Source organism: Blastococcus sp. SYSU DS0753, assembly GCF_054051175.1.
In genome coordinates, this window is sequence record NZ_JBJHAT010000033.1 from 1 (window position 1) to 15,479 (window position 15,479).

18 protein-coding genes and 1 pseudogene are annotated in these 15,479 nt (G+C 74.8%); 8 read left to right on the top strand and 11 right to left on the bottom strand.

Going from position 1 to position 15,479, the window contains the following annotated elements; all coding sequences use genetic code 11:
- Positions 1 to 126: 126 nt before the first annotated feature.
- Entirely contained in the window at positions 127 to 1,335 is a 1,209-nt protein-coding gene (locus tag ACI799_RS18895) for a globin domain-containing protein (RefSeq protein WP_456591123.1), read from the bottom strand.
- Positions 1,336 to 1,498: 163 nt separating this feature from the next.
- Between ACI799_RS18895 and ACI799_RS18900 the strand changes: the two genes are divergently transcribed.
- Both ACI799_RS18900 and ACI799_RS18905 read left to right on the top strand, forming a co-directional pair.
- Entirely contained in the window at positions 1,499 to 2,407 is a 909-nt protein-coding gene (locus ACI799_RS18900; protein ID WP_456600654.1) for a GGDEF domain-containing protein, read from the top strand.
- A gap of 69 nt (positions 2,408 to 2,476) precedes the next feature.
- Entirely contained in the window at positions 2,477 to 3,097 is a 621-nt protein-coding gene (locus ACI799_RS18905) for a dihydrofolate reductase family protein (RefSeq protein WP_456613683.1), read from the top strand.
- A 44-nt stretch (positions 3,098 to 3,141) separates the two neighbouring features.
- Here the strand turns inward: ACI799_RS18905 and ACI799_RS18910 are convergent, their stop codons facing one another.
- Complete coding sequence (locus tag ACI799_RS18910) at positions 3,142 to 3,618, bottom strand: hypothetical protein (RefSeq protein WP_456613684.1); 477 nt, start codon at positions 3,616 to 3,618, stop codon at positions 3,142 to 3,144.
- Between the two features lie 239 nt (positions 3,619 to 3,857).
- The gene (locus ACI799_RS18915) at positions 3,858 to 4,499 is read right to left on the bottom strand and encodes an NAD(P)-dependent oxidoreductase (RefSeq protein WP_456600656.1); all 642 of its coding nucleotides are present in this window, start codon (positions 4,497 to 4,499) and stop codon (positions 3,858 to 3,860) included.
- A 186-nt stretch (positions 4,500 to 4,685) separates the two neighbouring features.
- Here ACI799_RS18915 and ACI799_RS18920 point away from each other — a divergent pair, with 186 nt between their 5' ends.
- Positions 4,686 to 5,819: a serine hydrolase domain-containing protein gene (locus ACI799_RS18920; RefSeq protein ID WP_456591118.1), complete on the top strand. Its 1,134-nt coding sequence runs from the start codon at positions 4,686 to 4,688 to the stop codon at positions 5,817 to 5,819.
- A complete protein-coding gene (locus tag ACI799_RS18925) occupies positions 5,819 to 6,373 on the top strand; it encodes a hypothetical protein (RefSeq protein ID WP_456613685.1) in 555 nt (184 codons plus the stop codon). The genes ACI799_RS18920 and ACI799_RS18925 overlap by 1 nt, the downstream gene beginning before the upstream one ends.
- An 84-nt stretch (positions 6,374 to 6,457) precedes the next feature.
- Here ACI799_RS18925 and ACI799_RS18930 read toward each other — a convergent pair whose 3' ends face one another.
- Complete coding sequence (locus ACI799_RS18930; protein ID WP_456613686.1) at positions 6,458 to 7,126, bottom strand: maleylpyruvate isomerase family mycothiol-dependent enzyme; 669 nt, start codon at positions 7,124 to 7,126, stop codon at positions 6,458 to 6,460.
- Between the two features lie 343 nt (positions 7,127 to 7,469).
- Here ACI799_RS18930 and ACI799_RS18935 point away from each other — a divergent pair.
- A pseudogene (locus ACI799_RS18935) lies at positions 7,470 to 8,033 on the top strand (peroxiredoxin family protein); the annotation flags it as partial.
- 45 nt (positions 8,034 to 8,078) lie between these two features.
- On the opposite strand, the gene ACI799_RS18940 reads toward ACI799_RS18935, so the two are convergent.
- Together ACI799_RS18940 and ACI799_RS18945 are read right to left on the bottom strand one after the other, a co-directional pair.
- Positions 8,079 to 8,534, bottom strand: coding sequence for a hypothetical protein (locus ACI799_RS18940; RefSeq protein ID WP_456591115.1), 456 nt, complete (start codon positions 8,532 to 8,534; stop codon positions 8,079 to 8,081).
- Between the two features lie 10 nt (positions 8,535 to 8,544).
- Positions 8,545 to 9,015, bottom strand: a complete 471-nt coding sequence (locus tag ACI799_RS18945; RefSeq protein WP_456591114.1) for a winged helix-turn-helix transcriptional regulator — start codon at positions 9,013 to 9,015, stop codon at positions 8,545 to 8,547.
- A gap of 89 nt (positions 9,016 to 9,104) precedes the next feature.
- Here ACI799_RS18945 and ACI799_RS18950 point away from each other — a divergent pair, with 89 nt between their 5' ends.
- Positions 9,105 to 9,851 (top strand): thioesterase family protein, encoded by a 747-nt coding sequence (locus tag ACI799_RS18950; RefSeq protein WP_456591113.1) that lies wholly within the window; start codon positions 9,105 to 9,107, stop codon positions 9,849 to 9,851.
- 19 nt (positions 9,852 to 9,870) lie between these two features.
- Here ACI799_RS18950 and ACI799_RS18955 read toward each other — a convergent pair whose 3' ends face one another.
- The 4 genes from ACI799_RS18955 to ACI799_RS18970 are packed head-to-tail and all read right to left on the bottom strand — an operon-like array spanning position 9,871 to position 12,867.
- Entirely contained in the window at positions 9,871 to 10,545 is a 675-nt protein-coding gene (locus ACI799_RS18955; RefSeq protein WP_456613687.1) for a hypothetical protein, read from the bottom strand.
- Complete coding sequence (locus tag ACI799_RS18960) at positions 10,542 to 10,988, bottom strand: MarR family winged helix-turn-helix transcriptional regulator (RefSeq protein WP_456613688.1); 447 nt, start codon at positions 10,986 to 10,988, stop codon at positions 10,542 to 10,544. Before ACI799_RS18960 ends, ACI799_RS18955 begins: the two co-directional genes overlap by 4 nt.
- 38 nt (positions 10,989 to 11,026) lie before the next feature.
- On the bottom strand, positions 11,027 to 11,728 hold the full coding sequence (locus ACI799_RS18965; protein ID WP_456613689.1) for a response regulator transcription factor: 702 nt from the start codon (positions 11,726 to 11,728) through the stop codon (positions 11,027 to 11,029).
- Positions 11,725 to 12,867: a sensor histidine kinase gene (locus ACI799_RS18970; RefSeq protein ID WP_456613690.1), complete on the bottom strand. Its 1,143-nt coding sequence runs from the start codon at positions 12,865 to 12,867 to the stop codon at positions 11,725 to 11,727. The genes ACI799_RS18965 and ACI799_RS18970 overlap by 4 nt, the downstream gene beginning before the upstream one ends.
- 177 nt (positions 12,868 to 13,044) lie before the next feature.
- Here ACI799_RS18970 and ACI799_RS18975 point away from each other — a divergent pair, with 177 nt between their 5' ends.
- Positions 13,045 to 13,920: an ABC transporter ATP-binding protein gene (locus tag ACI799_RS18975; RefSeq protein ID WP_456591108.1), complete on the top strand. Its 876-nt coding sequence runs from the start codon at positions 13,045 to 13,047 to the stop codon at positions 13,918 to 13,920.
- Between the two features lie 32 nt (positions 13,921 to 13,952).
- The gene (locus tag ACI799_RS18980) at positions 13,953 to 14,720 is read left to right on the top strand and encodes a hypothetical protein (RefSeq protein WP_456591107.1); all 768 of its coding nucleotides are present in this window, start codon (positions 13,953 to 13,955) and stop codon (positions 14,718 to 14,720) included.
- 82 nt (positions 14,721 to 14,802) lie between these two features.
- Here the strand turns inward: ACI799_RS18980 and ACI799_RS18985 are convergent, their stop codons facing one another.
- Complete coding sequence (locus tag ACI799_RS18985; protein WP_456591106.1) at positions 14,803 to 15,441, bottom strand: TetR/AcrR family transcriptional regulator; 639 nt, start codon at positions 15,439 to 15,441, stop codon at positions 14,803 to 14,805.
- Positions 15,442 to 15,479 lie beyond the last annotated feature (38 nt).

Genomic DNA, 15,479 nt, shown 5'->3' on the forward strand with positions numbered 1-15,479 from the left:
ACCAGCCCGCAAATCCACCTCACAACCGCCCCGCCCCCCCGCCCCCCCCCCCCCCCCCCCCCCCCCCCCCCCCCCCCCCCCCCCCCCCCCCCCCCCCCCCCCCCCCCCCCCCCCCCCCCGCGCCCCTCAGTCCAGGTCGGCCTGCCACAGGTCGGGGCCGAACACCTCGTACTGGATGTCCTGCGCCGGGATGCCGCGGTCGAGGAGCGTGCTCCGCACGGCCTGCATGAACGGCAGCGGTCCGCACAGGTAGTAGACGGCGCCCCACGGCAGGTCGACCTGCGACAGGTCCATCTGCCCGGCGTGCACGCCGTCGACCGGCAGCGAGCACTCGGCGCCCCGCTCAAACCAGACGTGAGCCGAGGCGTTGGGCAGCGTCGCCACGTCGCCGAGCACCTGCTGCCGCAGCGCCCAGGAGGCCTCGTCCACGTCGGCGTGCCACAGCCGGACGTCGAGGCCGGAGCCGGCGTGGGCGAGGTGCGAGAGCATCCCGGCCATCGGGGTGATGCCGATGCCGGCGCTGACGAAGACCACCGGCCGCCCGGAGTCGTCGAGGACGACGTCGCCGAACGGCACCGACAGCTCCAGCCGGTCGCCCACGCCGATCGAGTCGTGCAGCAGGTTGGAGACCTCGCCGTCGGGCTTGCCGCCGCCGTGCACCCGCTTGACGGAGAACTGGCGGTGCTCGCCGTCGTCGGCGCGGGTCAGGCTGTACTGCCGGGGCTGGCGGACGCCGTCGGGCATGATCGGCCGCACCGTCACGTACTGGCCCGGCAGGGAGCTCTTCACCAGCCGGTCGTCGACCCGCCGGACCCGGAAGGTGACGACGTCGTCGGTCTCGCGGGCCTTCTCCGCGACCTCCCACTGCCGCCAGACGGTCTCGGGCCGCACCCCGCGGGCGCTGTAGAGGCCGCGCTCCTGGTTGATCAGCGCGTTGGCCATCAGCCAGTAGACCTCGTCCCAGGCGGCGGCCACCTCGGGCGTGACGGCGTCGCCCAGGACGTCGGCGATGGCCCAGAAGAGGTGGTCGTGGACCACCTGGTACTGCTCGGGCTTGATCCCCAGCGAGGTGTGCTTGTGCGCGATCCGGCTCATCAGGTGCTCGGGGAGCCGGTCGGGGTGGTTCACCAGCGCGCTGGCGAACACCGCGACGGAGCCGGCCAGCGCGACCTGCTGGGTGCCCTCGGCCTGGTTGCCGCGGTTGAACGTGCCGTCGAACAGCTCCGGGTGCTCTCCGAACAAGTGCGCGTAGAACCGGCGCGCGATCTCCTGGATGTTCTCCGCGACGGCCGGCAGCGTGGCCTGGACGACGGGTGCGGACCTGTCGGACAGCATGCGGACTTCCTTCCCCCTGGATTCTGCGGTTGCGCGGCCCACGTTAGGCAACACGGGGTGTCGGGGCAGGTCAGGAACGGGACCGGAGGGGTCCCTCGCGCCGTATGGTCACCGCCCCGGGCGCGGAACCAGCTCGTCCGATGAGTGGCAGGAGCGCGTACGGATGTCGGCGCAGGAGGGCTCGGCTCCGCTGGTCGGTGCGAGCCCGGCTGCGTCGGAGACCCGGTTGGCGCACGCGTTCGTGCAGGCGGTCGACGCGCTGCTGTGCATCGTCGACGGCGAGGGCCGCATCCTGCTCTCCAACCCCGCGCTGCAGCGCTTCACCGGCCGCACGGGTGAGGACCTGTTGGGGCGCCGGTTCTGGGACGTGTGGGTCATCCCCGACGACGTGCCGCACGCCGAGGAGGCCGTGCGGCGGGCGATGGCCAGCGGGAAGGCCTACCCGCAGGAGGCCGACTGGATCGACGCCCGGGGCGGACTGCGGCGGGTGACCATGCGCAACACCGTCCTCCTGGACGACGAGGGGCAGCCCTACGCGATCGCCTGCGTCGGGCTCGACGTCACCGAGGAGCGGGCCCGGGAGGCGCGGCTGCACGAGCAGACCCGCACCGACCTGCTCACCGGCGTGGCCAACCGCGGGGCGCTGTTCGACGTGCTGGGCCTGCGGCTGCAGACGGGCGGGTGCGGGCTGCTCTTCTGTGACCTCGACGACTTCAAGACGGTCAACGACGAGTACGGGCACGGCGTGGGCGACCGCTTGCTCGTCGAGGCGGCGACGCGGCTGGTCGAGGTGGCCGGCGCCGAGCACCTGGTGGCGCGCTTCGGTGGCGACGAGTTCGTGATCGTGTGCCCGGCCGGCAACGAGGCGACGCTGGCCGACCTGGCACGTCGCGTGGTCATCCGGCTGGGTGCGCCCTTTCCCGGCCCGGACGGGCCGCTGCGGATCGGGGTGAGCGTCGGGGCGGCGATCGGGCGCCCGGGGGAGCCGGCCGACGACGTCGTCGCCCGCGCCGACCGCGCCATGTACGGCGCGAAGAGCTCCCAGCGGCGGCGGGCGCCGCGGCAGTGGTGAGCCGGCGGCGATGAGTTCCGCGGGCGGCGGGTGTCCAACCCGCGAACCCACTCACGCAAGGAGCACCCCATGCGCCCGCTCGTCGTCACCACGTTCCTGACCCTCGACGGGGTCATGCAGGCACCCGGAGGGCTGGGCGAGGACCCGTCGGGGGGCTTCCGCCACGGTGGCTGGCTCGTGCCGTTCTTCGACGAGGACATGGGCGCCCAGATGGAGGCGTGGTTCGCCCCGGCCGAGGACTTCCTCCTGGGCCGTGGCACCTACGAGATCTTCGCCGCGCACTGGCCGAAGGTGCCCACGGAAGGCGACCCGGTCGGCACGGCGCTCAACACGAAGACCAAGCACGTGGCGTCGCGGACCTTGACCTCGCTGGACTGGGACACCGCGCGGTTGCTCGACGGCGATGTGCCGTCGGCCGTGCGGGATCTCACGAACCGGGACGGCGGTGAGCTGCAGGTGCACGGCTCGGCGGGGCTGGTGCACACGCTGTTGCAGGAGGACCTCGTGGACGAGCTCCGGCTGATCACGTTCCCGGTCGTGGTCGGTGAGGGCAAGCGGCTGTTCCCGGGTGGTGCCGCGCCGCGCACCTGGCGGCTGGTGTCGTCGACGGTGACGACGACCGGCGCCGTGATGGCCGCCTACCGGCGGGTGGGCGGACTGGCGACCGGGGACCTGACGCTGCCGGAGTGAGCGGACGGCGGGGGGTTCCACGTGGAACCCCCCGCCGGGCCGGCTCAGGGCCAGGAGCCGGCGGGTGTGCTGCGGCCGAGCTCGGTGGGGGCCAGGGTGGTGTACGCGCCGGGGCCCTCCTCGAGCCACACGTCAGGCCGGCTCAGCAGCTCCCGCGCGGCGTCGGGCGGCAGCAGCGGCAGATCGCTGATGCGCCGTCGCTCCGGGTGCCTTGCCGGCGTTGCGCTGTCGTCGCGCAGCTCGAGCAGCCCGGCGTCGAACCACCGCAGCAGCTGGTCGGAGCAGGCGCGGCCGTCCAGCTGCCCCCAGTCGGTGCCCGCGTCGTCGACGAACTCGCCGTCGACGATGTCGAGGAGCCAGTGGTCCTCGTGGGCGGCGATGAGCAAGGGTTCCCGCACCGCTGCAGGCTCGGGGCCGGCGACCGCTCGTGACCGCTCGCGGGTGCGCCGCCGCCGCCCGTCCGACACCATGCCGGGGATCTCCGGCTCCTCGTCCCGCCGTCGCGCCGACCACCTGAACACGTCCGCACCTCCTGGCGGGTGATCATGCCGGAGCGCGGCGGCCGCGGGGGCCCGTCGCCGGCACCTGTGGACTCAGGCCGCGGCGCCGGGGAGGCGCGCGATCCCGGCCTCCGGGGCGGCGAGCAACGCGTCCAGCGGCGCGCCCCCCCTCCCGGCTGAGCGCCTTCAGCAGCCCGTGCCGGGTGGCGAAGCCGGAGCTCTGCATCGCCGCTGGGACGTCGCCCGCCGGCAGCCGCGGGTCAGTAGGCGACGGTGAACCGCGCCCGCCGGTGGGCCGGCCGGTCGATCTCGTCGACCAGGGCACGCGCGAAGTCGGCGCCGCCGATGAACGACTCGCCCTGGTCGTCGGTGAGCAGCACGTCGCCGCCCACGCGGTAGGTGCCCCGGGGCTCGCCGGGGGCGAAGGCCCCGAACGCCGCGGGCGGGCACACGTAGAACCAGTCCAGCCCGTCGGTCGCCACCAGGTCGTCGAGGACCGCGGCCATCTCGAGGCTCTCCGGGCGGTACTCGGCGGGGAACCCGGGGGTGTCGAACAGGCGCGGTCCGCCCTCGGTCACCTGCAGCGAGCCGGCACCGCCGATCACGCCCAGGCGGACGCCGGCCTGCTCGGCCTCGGCGGCGAGCGCGGCCACGCCACCGCGAACAGCGCCGGCCATGTCCCCGCGGGGGGCGACGGCGACCACGACGACGTCGGAGCTCTCCAACGCCGCGCGGCGGGTGGCCGCGTCCAGCAGCGAGCCCTGCACGTAGGTCGCGCCGTCCACCCTCTGGTCGGGGAGGCTGCGGCTGTAGGACGTCACTGCGTGGCCCCGCCCCGCGGCCTCGGCCACCAGGTGCCCACCCGCGTAGCCCGTGCCACCGAACACACCGATCCGTGCCATGTCGTCTCCTCCGTGCTGGTCGATCCGTCGGACCCGGCAACCAGAGGATGTAGTTGAGCATTCCACCAACAGGCGCCAGGCGTCCCGGGCGTGGCCGGCGGGGTGGCGGACGAGGGCCGGGCGAGGAAGTGTGTCCATGATCCGTTCCGGTCGCGACGACGGCGTCGCCCACGACGAGGAGGGTTCATGGCCGAGGTCCACGGCAGGTGCGACGAGCGGTTCGCGGGAGTGCGCGAGGCGCTGGCGCAGCAGCTGGACGGCGAGGAGCTCGGCGCCTCGGTCGCCGTCGACCTGGACGGTGACACCGTCGTCGACCTGTGGGGCGGCTACCGCGACGAGGCCCGCACCCTGCCGTGGTCGGAGCACACGATCGTCAACGTCTGGTCGACGACGAAGTGCGTGGTCGCGCTGGCCGCGCTGATCCTCGCCGACCGCGGCGAGCTGGACCTCGACGCTCCGGTGGGCGACTACTGGCCGGAGTTCTGCGCGAAGGGGAAGAAGGACGTGCGGGTGCGGCAGCTGCTGTCGCACACCTCCGGCGTCTCCGGCTGGGAGCAGCCCTTCTCGATCCGCGACATGTACGACTGGCCCTCGGCCACCGAGCGGCTGGCGCAGCAGCGGCCGTGGTGGGAGCCCGGGACGGCGGCGGGCTACCACGCCAACAACCAGGGGCACCTGGTCGGCGAGGTGATCCGGCGGATCACGAACACGACGTTCAAGAAGTTCGTGGCCGACACCATCGCCGACCCGCTGGGCGCGGACTTCCAGATCGGCGCGCGGGAGTCGGAGGTGACCCGCATCGCGCCGGTGGTGCCCCCGCCGCCCCCGGACGTCGATCCGCGCACCCTCGACCCCGAGTCGGTCGCGGTGAAGACCTTCACCGGCCCGACGGCGTCGGCCAAGGCGGCCAACTCCCCGCAGTGGCGGGCCGCGGACCTCGGCGCGCTCAACGGGCACTCCAACGCCCGCGGCGTTCTGCGGGTGCTGCGGATCCTCTCGCTGGGCGGCGAGGCCGGCGGAGTGCGGCTGCTGTCCCCCGAGACGGTGGACAAGGTGTTCGAGGTGCAGGCCGACGGCGTGGACCTGGTGCTCGGCGCGCCGTTCCGGTGGGGGACGGGCTTCTGCCTGGGCTCGCCGACCGTGCCGTACGTGCCGGCGGGCCGGACCTGCTTCTGGGGCGGCTGGGGCGGCTCGCTGGCGGTGATGGACCTCGACCGGCGGCTGACGATCACCTACATGATGAACAAGATGGGCAGCGGCCTGATCGGCTCGCCCCGCAGCGAGGCCTACGTGCGGGCCGTCTACGACGCACTGGGCTGATGGAGCTCGACGACGTCCTGCCGCGGCCGGAGCACGTCACCCGGCAGGCGCGCTGGATCGCCGCGGAGCCGGCCGCCGTCTGGGACGCGCTGCACGCCGTCCGGCTCTCCGGGCTGCCGGTGACGCTGGTGCTGAGCGCCGCGCGGTTCCTGCCGGTGGTGCTGGCCGGGCGCGGCGTCGGGCAGCTGCACGACCGGCCCTTCCTCGACGCGCTGCCCGTGCCCCTGCTGGCATCGGACGAGCCGCGGTCGGTGGTGTTCGGTGGTGCGCTGCAGCCCTGGCGGCTGGACGGCGGCGACGACGGGCCGGTGCTCGACGCGGAGGAGTTCCGCCGCTTCACGCAGCGCGGCTGGGTCAAGGCGGCGATCGACTTCCGGCTGACGCCCCGGGGCAGCGGCACGGAGCTCAGCTCGGAGACCCGGGTGTCGTCGACCGACGCCGTGACCCGGCGCCGCTTCGCCCGCTACTGGCGGCTGATCCGGCCGGGCAGCACCGCGGTCCGGTGGGAGGTGCTGACCGCGGTCGAGCTGGCGGCGACCGGCCGGCTGCCCTGAGCGCGCCCCCGCGGCCCGATGTGTGCACGAACCGTCGTCTCCGCCGCCCGGAGGGATCGGTGCGCGCACATCCGGCCGAACCGGTCAGGCGGCGGTGCGCGCGCCATCGAGCACCCGCTCGGCGGCCTCGGCCAGACCCGGGCCGCTGAGCGCGTCCAGCGCGGCCGGCCGGCCGGTCGCCAGGAGCAGCAGATCGCCCACGGGGCCGTGCACCTCCCGGCAGCCCGCGCCGGCGGCCCAGTCGACGTCGGTCGCCACGAACCGCAGCCCGGCGAACCTTCGCTCGGGGCGGCCGTAGAACCCGCTGCGCCACACGTGGTCGAGGGCGGGGACGACCCGGTCGGGGCGCATCGCCCGGCGCAGCCCGAGCGGGCGGGCGATGTCCTGGCCGTGCACGAGGACGTCGGTGAGCGGGTCGAGGGGCGAGCTCAACGGCACCCGGTGGTCGACGGCGGCGGTGGCCCTGAGCAGGGCGATCAGCTCGGCCGGGGGGTGCTCGGCCGAGATCTCGTGCGCCCACATCAGCTCCGTGCGGTCGAAGTCGCCGCGGGCGAGCACCGCGTGGGCCAGCGTGGCGCGCAGCGTCTGGCGGTGGGCGAGCGTCAGGTGGGCGAGGACGTGGTGCACCGTCCAGCCCCGGCAGAGCGAGGGGGTGGCCCAATCGCGCTCGTCGAGGGTCTCGAGGTCGTCGCACAGGTCGAGCCGCTCGGCGGCGACGGCGGCGAGCATCGCCACCCGGGGGCGCTTCGGCATGGTTCTCCTCGTGGTCGGCGTCTGCGCAGGCGCAGGGCAGACCGGGGGAGCACCGGGAACTGAGCGGTCAGCCGGTGGGGACGTCGAGGAGGGCGTCGGTCCCGCGCCGGGAGACCGCACACAGCGCGTCGATCCGCCGCCGCCGGCTCCAGCGCCGCAGCACGGGGTGGCGCACCGGCGGGCCGCTGGAGCCGGCCCCCGGCCGCGGCGCGACCCTGCGGGCGGCGCCGGGCCTCCGTAGCCTCGGTGCATGGACGCCACCGACCTCCTGGCCCTGCGCGCCGACGAGCGCGCCGCCCTCGTGCTCGTCGGCCTGCGGGGCGACTGGTAGCCCTACTGCTGCGCCCAGGCGGTCCGCCTGGCCCGGTCCCTGTCCCGCCTCGCCGACGCCGGCGCCGAGGTGGTGCTCGCCTCCGTCGATCCGCCGGAGGTGCAGCTGGCGATGAACCGCACCTGGCACCTGCCGTTCCGCTGGGTCAGCGACCCGGGCGGCGAGCGCCTGGCCAAGCCGCTCGGCGCGTGGGACGAGGACGCCTCGATCTTCCGGCCGGTCGTCGTCGCGGTGGCGCCGGACGGGCGGGGGGTGTTCCACGAGCTGTCCCGGGACTTCACCGACCGGACCGACGACGAGCCCGTGCTCGCCGCGGTCGAGGAGCTCGGGCTCGACCCGGTGCCCGTGGTGGAGTGGGCGCCGGAGGGCGTGGAGCCGCAGCCGTCGAAGCGGGCGTTCAAGCCCTCGTCGTTCATCCCGTACTTCCGCGCGATCCGGTTCAACACGATGGCGCTGAGCGAGCGGATGGTCGACGAGCGGGACCGCGAGCAGCTCGTGACCGAGCAGCGGATGGCCGAGTCGTTCCTGGCCGCCTTCGACGAGTGGCGCGCGGAGCACCCGCCGGACGGCCGCTGACCTCGCCGGCGGGCCGGCCCCGGGGGCGGTCGGCCGACCGGGTGCTCAGGTGCCGGGCTGGCGCGGGGACCGGGTGAGCGCCAGCACGCTGCCCGCGAGGCCGATGAGGGCGACGGCGATCCCGACGCTGACCCAGCCGAAGGTGTCCCAGTAGACGTCCTCGAGCTGGATCAGCAGCGCCGCCTCGTCGACGACCAGGGCCAGCCCGATGCCGTAGCCCAGCCCCATCGCGCTGCGCACCTTCGGGCTGCGGTCGCCCAGGCCCAGGAACCCGATCAGCGCCAGCAGCAGGATGCCCCAGACGTAGTGGTGCAGGTGGACCCCGCCAACCTCGACGTCACCGAGGCCGGCGATGTCGACGTCGATGTGGATGAGCCAGGTGAGCAGGCGCAGCAGCACGAACGTCGCGGTGAACCCCCACCAGGCGAGGACGTAGCCGCGGCGGGTGGCGGCCACCTCGCGGAGCCGGTGCGGCCGCCGGTGCGTCGTCGTCTCGTCCACGGGGCGGAGGCTACGGGGCCGGTAGCGGCCCGTGCCCGGGCTCGGAGCCGTCGGGGACGTGGCGCTCGGTCCCGGCGCCCACCGGCTCGCCGCAGACGTCGCACACCCACGAGGCGGTGATGCGGTGCCCGTGGTGGCGCAGCTCGGCCGGGGGCGCGTCGGCGACGTGGCGGTCGCCCCACTGCATGAGCGCCTGCAGCACCGGCAGCAGGTCGCGGCCCGCTCGGGTCAGGTGGTAGTCCGAGCGCGGCGGGTTCCGGCTGTACTCCCGCCGCTCCAGCACCCCGGCGTCCACCAGGGCGGTCAGCCGGGCGGCCAGCCGTTCCCTCGGCGCGCCGGTGCCGCGCAGGATCTCGCTGAACCGGTGCGCACCCAGCGACACCTCGCGCACGACGAGCAGTGCCCATCGGTCACCGACGACGTCGAGTGCGCCCGCGATGGAGCAACGCCGGCCCGGGAGCTCGTCCAGTCGCGTCGTCATGGCACCAGGTTCGCATACCGAACCAACTGGTGTAGCGTCCCGGCCCAGTCGGTTCGGAAGTCGAACCACAGTTCCGCCGAGAGGACCCCATGACCCTCGCCACCGGCCGCCGGCTCGTCTTCGACCCCAGCTGGCGGTCGTTCACCCACACGCAGGGCGGCCTGGTCGTCGGCCACCTGCTCGCCGCCGCCGCCGAGCTCGCCGGGGCGCCGCCCCGCGCGGTGACCGCGCACCTGCTCGGCGGGGTCGCCGCCGACGTCGAGGCGGTGGTCGCGGCGACGGCCGACCGGCTCGGCCGCACCGGGAGCGTGCGCAGCGAGCTGGCGCAGGACGGCGCCCTGCGGGCGGTGGCGCAGGTGCTCACCCTCGCGCGACCGGCGTCCCCGGGCGTCGAGCACTGGCCGCCGGTGGAGCTGCCGCTGGTCGTCGACGGCGTTCCGTTCGAGCTGCCGCGCGAGTACGTGCCGGTCGCCGAGCACACCGAGATCCGGGCGCTGGACGCGTCGCGACCGCTGGCCGGCGGCACCGAGCCCCGGCTGCACGCCTGGGTGCGCATCCGGGGCGGGGAGCTGGAGCCGCTGGTGCAGCTGGGCGTGCTCCTCGACGCGCTGCCGCCGTCGCTGTTCGCCGTCCGCACCGTGCCGGCGGCGATGCCCACGGTCGAGCTGACCGCGCACCTGGCGGGTCCGGCGCCGGCGCCCGGGGCGTGGGTGCGGGTCGACCAGCGCACGGTCTGGTGCGACGACGACGCAGCCGTCGACGACGTGGAGCTGCGGGCCGAGGACGGTTCGCTCGTCGCCCGCGGTCGGCAGACCCGGCGGCTCCTCGGTCCCTGAGCCGCCCGGCCGGAACCGCTCAGGCGGTCCGCGGAGCCCGCCCCGGGGGCCCGGCGACGGAGGGGCGCTGCCGGCGCACCTCGGCCAGGAACGCCACCGGGTCGTCGGCGAACAGCCGGACGGTGCGCACCTCGCCGGTGAGCTCCGGCAGGCGGACGACGACGGGCCGGTCGAGCACGATGTCGACGTTCGTCTGGTCGTGCATCCACAGCTGGAGGGTGGCCGCGCCGTCGTCACCCCGGGCGAACCGCGGCGCCTTCTCCGGCCGCGTCCGCGACCGCCGGGCCACGGAGCCGATCACGTCCCACGGCACCTGGAGGTCGACGTCGGTCGAGAACCGGACGGTGATGCCCTCCGGGCCCACGGCGTGCGGCCGGGTGACCAGCCCCGCGAGGTAGCCGAACATCCACACCAGGCCCCAGATGCCGAGCGCGAGCAGGGGGTAGCGGACCAGCGGCCAGCGCTGGGTGAGGACGTCGACGGCGACCAGCTCGATCGCGGACACCACGATGAACGTGATGATCACCGGCAGCACCACCCGGTGGTAGGGAAAGGCGGTCGCCCCGGCCGGCACCCGGGGGCGGCGCAGCGCGAACCGGGAGAGGCTCTGCCAGACCCCGACCTCCAGCTGGACCGCGCGCGTCCCCAGGTACCGGAGGCGCTGCCGGCCCGTGTGCCGTTCGGGGGCGGTCACGACCGGGCTCCCGGGTTCATCAGCTCGTGCAGCCGGGCGGCGATGGTGTCCAGGTCGGTGCGGAACCGCTCCAGCCGGTCGGCGTCGAAGCCGGCCACCAGGTGCGCAGCCATCCGGCGGTGGTCGGCGTCCATCTGCCCGGTTGCCCGGGCGCCCAGCTCGGTGAGGGTCACCAGCGTGATCCGCCGGTCGGTGGGGTGGGGCTCGCGGCGGACGTACCCGCGCTCCTCCAGCGCGTCGACCAGGCCGGTGATGTTCCGCGGGGTGACGCCGAGCGCCGTCGCCAGCGCGCGCTGGCTGGACGGGCCGCGGCTGTGCACCTCCCAGAGGAGGTGGGTGCGGGCCGGGGTGAGCCCGGCCGGTTCCAGCTCGCGCGCCATGTCGTCCTGCACGAGGAGCGCGATCTCGAGCAGGCGGTCGAAGACCCGCACGTCCGAGGACATGTCGTGAAGCTACTACACGATTACCTCACTGCACAGGCTCAGCCCTCCAGCAGGCCGGCCTCGTGGGCGAGGATCGCGGCCTGGGTGCGGTTGGTCAGGTCCAGCTTGGTGAGCAGCCGGGAGACGTAGGTCTTCACCGTCGCCTCGCTGACGAACAGCCGACGGGCCAGCTCGGCGTTGGGCTCGCCGGTGCCCAGTAGCGCAAGCACCTCCCGCTCGCGGTCGGAGAGCGTCCCGACCCGGTTGAGCGCCTCGGCCCGGCGCGGCGCGGCGCGGCGGTCGACGTAGGAGTCGATGAGTGCGGCGGTCACCTTGGGGGAGAGGGTCGCGGTGCCGTCGGCGACGGCACGCACCGCGGCGGCGATCTGCCGCGGCGGAGTGTCCTTGAGCAGGAAGCCGGCGGCGCCGGCCGCGAGCGCCGCGTACACGTACTCGTCGAGGTGGAAGGTCGTGAGGACGGCGACCTGTGGCGGATCCGACAGTGCCAGGATCCGCTTGGTCGCCTCCAGCCCGTCCAGCACGGGCATGCGGATGTCGGTCAGGACGACGTCGGGCCGCAGCTCGCGGGCCGCCCGGACGCCCGCCGCGCCGTCCGCTGCCTCGCCGACCACCTCGAACCCGCCGGCCGACTCCAGCACGGTCCGCAGGCCGAACCGCACCAGCTCCTCGTCGTCGACCAGCACCACTCGGACCGGACGGCTGATCTCGTTCCCGGCCAGCTCCCGCCCCTGTTCACTCATGCCGGCAGCACCGCCTCGATCGCGAAGCCGCCGTCCAGCCGGGGTCCGGCCGTCAACCCGCCGCCGAGGGTGCGCACCCGCTCAGCCAACCCCACCAGGCCGTATCCGCCACCGGGAACGTCCCCGGCGGGTCGCGCCGGCGATCCGTTGACCACGCGCACGACGAGCTGTCCGTCCGGCCGCTCGACGGCCACTCGCACGTGCGACCCGGGCGCGTGCTTGCCGGCGTTGGTGAGCGCCTCCTGCACGATCCGGTAAGCGGCCCGGCCGACGGCGGGGTCGATGGCTTCCGTGACCTCGGGCGGGCCGGCGAGCTCCACGGCCATGCCCGCCTCGGTGGCCTGGGCGATCAGGCGGGGCAGGTCCTCCAGACCCGGTTGCGGGCCGAGCGGCGCGGCCTCGTCGACCTCCTCGGCCCGGAGCACCCCGACCATCTGGCGCAGCTCCTCCAGGGCCCGCCGGCCGGCGGTCTGCACCTGGTCGGCCAGCTGCTCCACGCGCTCGGGATCGCGGGCGGCCATCTCGATGGCGCCCGCCTGCAGCACCATGAGGCTCACCCGGTGGCCGACGGCGTCGTGCATCTCGCGGGCGATGCGTGTCCGCTCGGTGAGGACGGCGTCGCGCGCCAGCAGCTCCCGCTCGGTCTCCGCCTTCTCGGCCCGGTCGCGGAGGACGAGCAGCAGTTCCTCGCGGGCGCGCACCCAGGCGCCGATCACGCCGGGGAGCAGCAGGACGAGCGCGGCGACGGCGAGCATCACGGCGAGCTCCACGAGCGGCTCCCCCGTCCAGGGCCGCACCACGGCGATCGTCCCGACGAGGGCGGCCACGAGCCGGCGCTGCAGGCGGCCTTCGTAGCGGCCGACCGCGTAGGCGGAGACCGACAGCGCGGTGGCGACCGCGGGCGCCAGCGCCGTCACCAGCGCACTGGTCAGGAAGACCAGCAGCGGGGCCCGCCGGCGGCGCAGGAGCAGGAGCACGGCGAGCGCGGCGCCGGCCGGGAACAGCACCGGGGGCGGTAGCACACCGGTGTCGTCGCCCGTCGCGAGGGCGACCGAGACCAGGGACAGCAGGGCCAGCGTGAACTCGAGGGCGACGCCGCTGCGGTTCAGGCCGGGCCACAGTCGCTCCCGCAGCCTCATGCGGCAGAGCGTATTTCGGCTGGACCGGCCGGTGGGTCGCCCGGGAGTGGATCGCCGGCGTCAACTTTCGGATGACGAGGTCGCATCGTCCGTCGTCCGAGGTCGAGGCCTGCGGCCGACGCGCAGACCAGGGCCTTCTCGGCAGGTTTGTGCCGTCCCCACAACCCGGAGGTTCCCATGATCGCGGTCAGCGGCTTGACCAAGAGGTACGGCGACCAGACCGTCGTCGACGACGTCTCCTTCACCCTGGAGCCCGGCTCGGTGACCGGCTTCCTCGGCCCGAACGGCGCCGGCAAGACCACCACGATGCGGATGCTGACCGGCCTCGTGCCGGCGACCGCCGGAACGGCGACCGTGGACGGTCACCCCTACGCCGACCTGGCCAACCCGGGCGCCGTCATGGGCACCCTGCTCGACGCCTCGGCCGTGCACCCGGGACGCACCGGGGCGACCCACCTGCGGCTGCTGGCCGCGGTGATCGGGGTGCCGGGCTCGCGGGTGGACGAGGTGCTGGGCCTGGTCGGGCTGGGCCACGCGGCCGGGCGGCGGATCGGCGGCTACTCCCTCGGCATGCGGCAGCGGCTCGGCATCGCCGGCGCGCTGCTGGCCGATCCGCCGGTGCTCGTGTTCGACGAGCCGGCCAACGGGCTGGACCCGGAGGGCATCCGGTGGATGCGCGACCTGCTGCGCGGGCACGCTGCCCGGGGCGGCACCGTGCTGCTCTCCTCGCACCTGCTGGGCGAGGTCGAGCACACCGTCGACCGGCTGCTGGTGATCGACCGCGGGCGGATCGTCGCCGACGGTCCGGTCGCCACCCTGCTCGCCGGGGAGGGCGTCGTCGTCCGGGCCCGGGACGCCGCGGCCTTCGCGACCGCCTTGACGGCGGCCGGGTTCCACGTGGAACCCGGGGACGGCGGGGCACTGGTGGTGACCGGCGCCGATGTCGCGGACGTCGGGGCGGTCGCCGCTTCCGGTGGCCACGTGCTGACCGACCTGCGACCGGTCCAGCGCGACCTCGAGGCCCTGTTCTTCCAGCTCACCCACGCTTCCTGATCGCCCGACCGCACCCTTCGGAGGAACCCGAGATGACCGACGTCCTGACCCTCGACCCGCACTCCCATGTCCGCAGTTCGGTGCGCCGGACCGCTCCGTCACTGCCGGCGCTGACGGCGCTGGAGATCCGCAAGTCCCTGTCCACCCGGTCCGGCAAGGCGCTCGCCGTCGCCGCGGCCTTGGTCGGCCCGGCCGCGATGGCCCTCATGGGCATCGCGGCGGGGGAGGAGTTCCCGTTCGTCGACGGGCCGCTCGGCGCGGTCGGCGTGATGACCGGCATGCTGCTGCTCGCGCTGGGGGTGCTGTCGACCGCGGGAGAGTGGACCCATCGGACCGCGGAGACGACATTCCTGCTCGTGCCGCACCGCGGCCGGGTGCTGGCCGCCAAGACGGGTGCGCTGGCGTTGCTCGGGGTGGTGCTGGCCGCGGTGGGTGCGGCCCTGTCAGTGCTCGTGCTGCTGGGCATCGTTCCCGAGACGGCGTCGTGGGACGGCGCCGGGCGGGCCGTGCTCGCCGTGATCGGGGCCGGCGCGGTGTTCGCGGTGACCGGCGCCGGCCTGGGTGCTGCCGTCGGCAACAGCGCGGCCGCGCTGACCGGGGTGTACCTGCTGGTGCTCGGGGCGCTGCCGATCGTGCGGCTGTGGAGCGCCGACGTGGCCGAGTGGCTGGACCCCACCAGCGCCACCATGTCGCTGGCCACGGGGTCGCCGGAGGTGCGGCCCGTCCTGGTGCTGGTCGGCTGGGTGGTCGTCACCTCGGTGGTCGGCCACCTGCTCACTCGGCGGCGTCCCGTCGGCTGACGGATGCTGCCGGGTCCCTGGTGCGCCGGCCCCGCCCCGACCGGTTGTCGGGGCGGGGCCGGCGCGTTCGGTGCTGCCCGCGTCAGGCGGGGCGCGGCTGCTCGTCGTCCGGGGCCGGCCGGTGCCAGCCCTGCTGGATCGAGGCGCGACAGCGCGCGGGCTCGTCCCCGCTGGCGGTGAACAGCGCGCCGAGCAGGAAGCGCCCGTGGTCGAGGGCCTCGCGCGGCAGCGGGCCGGTGGCGACCAGCGAGACCAGCCCATGGCCGATGGTCCAGCTCTGGACGGCCAGCTCGAGGGGGTCGACATCGGCGCGGAAGCGGCCGGCGTCCCGGCCCCGGTGGGCGGCCCGGACCAGGTGCTCGAGGGTGGCGTCGGCCGCCGGGAGGTCCTCCAGGTCGACGCTCGCGTCGAACATCACGCGGTACAGGTCGGGGTGGGTGAGGGCGTGGTCCAGGTAGGCCGCCGCCAGGGCGGTCAGGTCGCGCACCGGGTCGGCCGACGTCGGCACCGTCGCCAGGCGGGCGTCCAGCCGGGTGAAGCCCTCCTGGCGGAGCGCCTGCCACAGGCCCTCCATGCCGCCGAAGTGGGTGTAGACGGCCATCGTCGACACGCCGGTCCCGGCCACCAGGGAGCGCAGGGTGATCGGTTCGCGGGACCGCAGCATGACGGCGGCCCGTTCGATCAGCTGGATGCGGACCGCCGGGTCCTTCGGGCGAGCCACAGGGGGACCGTACATGGCATAACGCTGCTATGTTTCGA

Excerpts from the sequence above, each read along its gene's own strand:
- ACI799_RS18895 (WP_456591123.1), bottom strand. The coding sequence starts at position 1,335 with ATGCTGTCCGACAGGTCCGCACCCGTCGTCCAGGCCACGCTGCCGGCC.
- ACI799_RS18900 (WP_456600654.1), top strand. The coding sequence starts at position 1,499 with ATGTCGGCGCAGGAGGGCTCGGCTCCGCTGGTCGGTGCGAGCCCGGCT.
- ACI799_RS18905 (WP_456613683.1), top strand. The coding sequence starts at position 2,477 with ATGCGCCCGCTCGTCGTCACCACGTTCCTGACCCTCGACGGGGTCATG.
- ACI799_RS18915 (WP_456600656.1), bottom strand. The coding sequence starts at position 4,499 with ATGGCACGGATCGGTGTGTTCGGTGGCACGGGCTACGCGGGTGGGCAC.
- ACI799_RS18920 (WP_456591118.1), top strand. The coding sequence starts at position 4,686 with ATGGCCGAGGTCCACGGCAGGTGCGACGAGCGGTTCGCGGGAGTGCGC.
- ACI799_RS18925 (WP_456613685.1), top strand. The coding sequence starts at position 5,819 with ATGGAGCTCGACGACGTCCTGCCGCGGCCGGAGCACGTCACCCGGCAG.
- ACI799_RS18930 (WP_456613686.1), bottom strand. The coding sequence starts at position 7,126 with ATGCCGAAGCGCCCCCGGGTGGCGATGCTCGCCGCCGTCGCCGCCGAG.
- ACI799_RS18945 (WP_456591114.1), bottom strand. The coding sequence starts at position 9,015 with ATGACGACGCGACTGGACGAGCTCCCGGGCCGGCGTTGCTCCATCGCG.
- ACI799_RS18950 (WP_456591113.1), top strand. The coding sequence starts at position 9,105 with ATGACCCTCGCCACCGGCCGCCGGCTCGTCTTCGACCCCAGCTGGCGG.
- ACI799_RS18960 (WP_456613688.1), bottom strand. The coding sequence starts at position 10,988 with ATGTCCTCGGACGTGCGGGTCTTCGACCGCCTGCTCGAGATCGCGCTC.
- ACI799_RS18965 (WP_456613689.1), bottom strand. The coding sequence starts at position 11,728 with ATGAGTGAACAGGGGCGGGAGCTGGCCGGGAACGAGATCAGCCGTCCG.
- ACI799_RS18970 (WP_456613690.1), bottom strand. The coding sequence starts at position 12,867 with ATGAGGCTGCGGGAGCGACTGTGGCCCGGCCTGAACCGCAGCGGCGTC.
- ACI799_RS18975 (WP_456591108.1), top strand. The coding sequence starts at position 13,045 with ATGATCGCGGTCAGCGGCTTGACCAAGAGGTACGGCGACCAGACCGTC.
- ACI799_RS18980 (WP_456591107.1), top strand. The coding sequence starts at position 13,953 with ATGACCGACGTCCTGACCCTCGACCCGCACTCCCATGTCCGCAGTTCG.